Origin of the sequence: Synechococcus sp. R8-2 (assembly GCF_047461715.1) — a bacterium.
Lineage (GTDB): Bacteria > Cyanobacteriota > Cyanobacteriia > Thermostichales > Thermostichaceae > Thermostichus.
Map to the genome: position 1 here is coordinate 1 of NZ_JANSHQ010000537.1, position 3827 is coordinate 3827.

Here is a 3827-nt window from a genome sequence, read left to right on the forward strand (position 1 = left end):
CTTGCCGCGCCTTTTGGTCAATGGGATCCCTCTCCTCAGGGCACGACCAACACCGGGCAGGGGGAGAGATCGATCACGCGGTGGCTCACGGAGTTGTTCTGCCCCTCTCCAGATAGGGTGAGGCCGCGGCAGCCCATCACAATCAGGCTGATCTCCAGCTCGTCTGCCACATCACAGATGACAAAAGGTACCTTCCCCTCTCGATACTCACTCTTGACGTTGCTAAGGCCGATTTGATGCAGGCCGGACTCCGTTTGCTTAAGCAGGTTGTGGATGTTCTGCCGGGCTTGCTCGGCTCGCTCCGGGTCAAGCTCCGTATCATCCAGCACAGAAAGCAAATACACTTGGCTCTTGTAGCGCTGTGCTATGTCCGCCACCAAGGGCAAGGCGTGGCTGGTTTCACGCGAGTTATCGATGGGAAAGAGCAGTTTGTCGAACATAGCCGAGGATCCCAACGGTCGACCCCAGTCCCTATCCAAATTCAAGTTCAAGGCGAAGGCTGACTTTATTCTACCAACTTTGCCGGGGGCTGAAGGATCCCAGCCCATTTTCCTATTGTGAGGGGCTCGACCTTAGCCGCTTGGCATCAACCGGAAACGGGAGCCCTTTTGGATAAGCAGTAGAAGACGCCCTGCATACTGCTCATGGGAAAGCCCGACCTTTTGAAGCTGTGCTTGGCTGGGGTTTACGCAGTTCCTGCCGTTGGGCCACTTCCAGATCAAGCTAAACGGCAATTGGGATCTAGAGCCGCAGAAATGGTCTCCTGGATCTGCTGTTGCTGCAGGGATCCCTTGGGCAGTTGCCTATTGTTTTTGACAAACCTGGCATTCCAACCCGCTGTCAGGGCACCATCCACAAAATCTGCATCTGATAAAAGGCTCAAAGTTTGCTGCAGTTCTGCCGTGTTGAGAACATTGCCAATACACAAAAAATATTCTGGAAACCCAAAAAATCAGAAGAGGCCAAATCCTCAGTAGCATGAAAGTTATTCCTATGTAAATCTTATCTGGCTTTGATTGCCTCTTTGGAACGAATCGGTAGAAATGGCCAGCGGAAAATCGAGCGCACTTCCCCCCTCTGCAGACCTCAACCGGTTAGAGCGTGCAAGGCTCCTGTTGCCCGCCGCAGAAACCGCAAGAGAAGGTTAAGCTAAGGCTCTGTTGGCCCCCGACCCTCAGATTGGCAGGATTGGTGTCATGTTCCAGATCCAACCCCTGACTCCAGAACGGATTGCCCGTATGGCGGCAGGAGAGGTGATCGACTCTCTGGGGGCTGCTCTGCGGGAATTGCTGGAAAATGCCCTCGATGCCCAGGCCACCCGCATTCAAGTGGAGATCTGGCCGACTCGCTGGCAGGTGCGGGTGGGGGATAACGGCCACGGCATCCCGGCCTCGGAGCTGGAGCAGGTGGCCCGCCGCCATACCACCAGCAAACTGGAAGGTCGCAGCCTGGGATTTCGTGGGGAAGCCCTGCACAGCCTAGCCCGCTTGGGATCCCTGGCTATCCAAACCCGCCACGCTGACGATGCTCACGGCTGGCTGGCCGCCTACGACCGACAGGGGGAGCTGATCCACAAGCAGCCGGCAGCCACTGCCTTGGGAACGGTGGTCACGGTTGCGGATTTGTTTGCCGACTGGCCTCTGCGCCGTCGGGCCTTGCCTCAAACTCGCCCGCTCCTGACCCTGGTGCAGAATGCAGCCCTAGCCCATCCCTGGGTCAGTTGGCAGGTGCATCAGGAAGGGCAATTGCTGCTCAGCCTCTGGCCGGGAAAATCTCTGCAAGATCTGCTGCTGCAGGTGTTGCCGCAGTTGGATCCCACGGATCTGCGCTATCGGCGGATCCAGGATGGGGATAGCGATTGGGAAGTGGTGCTGGGCCTGCCGGATCGCCTGCATCGCTCCCACCCCGATTGGATCCGTGTGGCCGTAAACGGACGGTTTGTGCAGATGCCCGACTGGCAACGGCTGATCCAGTCGGTTTTTCACCACGCGTTGCCTCGCCACCGTCATCCACTGGTGGTTGTTCACCTGCGCCTGCCCCCAGAGCAGGTGGATTGGAACCGTCATCCTGCCAAAAGCGAGCTCTACCTGGAGAATCTGACGGCCCGCCAGGAGCAGTTGCGCCAACACCTGCACTCCCTTCTGCAATTGGGATCCGAGCAGGCCAGCCGCCGCTCTGTGCATCTGATCCGGGCCAGCGAGGCCAAGGTGGTCTATCGAGTCTCGCCCGATCTCCAGAGCCGTTTTCCTCCCTCTGACCGCCCAACTTCTCTCCTGCCCCCCCTCAAGGCGCTGGCCCAACTGCATCGGACCTACATCTTGGCAGAGCACCCCCAGGGGTTATGGCTGGTGGAGCAACACCTGGCCCACGAGCGAGTTCGCTATGAGTACATCCAGCAGCATTGGCAACTGGTGGCACCGGAGACGCCCGTAACGCTGCAAGGACTATCGCCCCAAGCCCTGGAGCGGTTGGAGCAGTTGGGGCTGGAGCCGGAACCCTTCGGCCCCAATACCCATCTCATTCGACGCCTCCCTTTGGCTTTGGAGTCGGAAGATCCAGAAGAGGTACAGGGATCCCTGCTAGAGCTCAGCCGTTGTCAAGATGTGCAGGCAGCCCAGGTGGCGGTGGCCTGTCGAGGGGCCTTGCGCAATGGGATCCCGCTGACCCTAGAGCAGATGCAAAAGCTGTTGGAAGCTTGGCAGCGCACCGCCAATCCCCACACTTGCCCTCATGGTCGCCCGGTCTACCTGGCCCTGGCAGAAAAAGATCTGGCCCGTTACTTCCGCCGCCGTTGGGGCCTCTGCGACCGGCCTATCTCCGACTCCAAACTGGGATCCCTATGGGAGCTGGATCCGCTGGGAGACAGGTTTGCCGCCCAGGTGCGCTCTTCTGCGTCGGATCCCACGGACGAGCCCAGCTCCACCCCACTATAATCGGGGGTGTCCAACTGCTGAAACCCCTGAAACTCCATGGCTTCTTATCTCAAACTCAAAGCCCAAGAAGAGACCTGGCTGCAGCGCCATTCCCGTCTGATCTTGGCGATCCTGGCCGGCCTGGGATCCCTGCTGACGGCCTATCTCACCTACACCAAGCTGACGGAGCAGCCCGCCGCCTTCTGCACTGGGGATGGAGGGTGTGACCTGGTACTCTCCAGCCGTTGGGCAGAGTTTTTGGGGATCCCGACCGCGGCTGTTGGCCTGTTGGGGTTTCTGGGAGTCTTGGCGCTGGCGGTGCTGCCGGATGGGATCCCACTGGTGAAGCGGTGGCGCTGGCCGGCCCTGTTTGGCTTGGTTTCCGCCATGACCGCCTTTGAGATGTACATGCTTTACCTGATGGTGGCAGTGCTACGGCAATTCTGCATGTACTGCACCACCGCGATCATCTTGGTGGCAGGGCTATGGCTGGTGACCATGCTGGGCCACCGCTGGCTGGATGGGGGCAAGATGGCCTTCAGCTACATTCTGGTGGCCTTTCTCACATTGGTGACCACGATTGGGGTGTACGCCAACCAAGTTCCCCCGCCTAGCCCCCTGGCGGTAGGGTTAGCAGCCCACCTGCGGCAGATCGGCGGCACTATGTACGGGGCCTATTGGTGCCCTCATTGTCAAGCTCAGAAAGAGCTGTTCGGGGCAGCTTTCGACCAAGTGCCCTACGTGGAGTGCTCCCCCAACGGCCCCGGCACTCCACAGGCTCGAGAATGTACAGAAGCGGGGATCACCAGCTATCCCACCTGGATCATCAATGGCCGCACCTACACAGGCGTTCGCTCTCTGGAAGCCTTGGCGGTGGCCTCTGGCTATCCGCTGGAAGAGCATGACTCTAGTCAA

General features: G+C 59.3%; 3 protein-coding genes and 1 pseudogene. 2 read left to right on the top strand and 2 right to left on the bottom strand.

From position 1 onward, the window contains the following. Positions 1 to 35: 35 nt before the first annotated feature. Positions 36 to 440 (bottom strand): universal stress protein, encoded by a 405-nt coding sequence (locus NW819_RS12075; RefSeq protein WP_011433838.1) that lies wholly within the window; start codon positions 438 to 440, stop codon positions 36 to 38. Between the two features lie 293 nt (positions 441 to 733). Further along, positions 734 to 928, bottom strand: a pseudogene (locus NW819_RS12080) (PKHD-type hydroxylase); the annotation flags it as partial. Positions 929 to 1196: 268 nt separating this feature from the next. Between NW819_RS12080 and mutL the strand changes: the two are divergent. Then, positions 1197 to 2933 carry a DNA mismatch repair endonuclease MutL gene (gene mutL / locus NW819_RS12085; RefSeq protein ID WP_414413888.1) on the top strand — a complete coding sequence of 579 codons (1737 nt, stop codon included), beginning with the start codon at positions 1197 to 1199 and terminating at the stop codon, positions 2931 to 2933. A gap of 36 nt (positions 2934 to 2969) precedes the next feature. Next, positions 2970 to 3827 (top strand): vitamin K epoxide reductase family protein (locus tag NW819_RS12090; RefSeq protein WP_414344599.1); only part of this gene is annotated, 858 nt, incomplete at its 3' end.

Coding starts and splice junctions, on each gene's coding strand:
- mutL (WP_414413888.1), top strand. CDS start 1,197: ATGTTCCAGATCCAACCCCTGACTCCAGAACGGATTGCCCGTATGGCG.
- NW819_RS12075 (WP_011433838.1), bottom strand. CDS start 440: ATGTTCGACAAACTGCTCTTTCCCATCGATAACTCGCGTGAAACCAGC.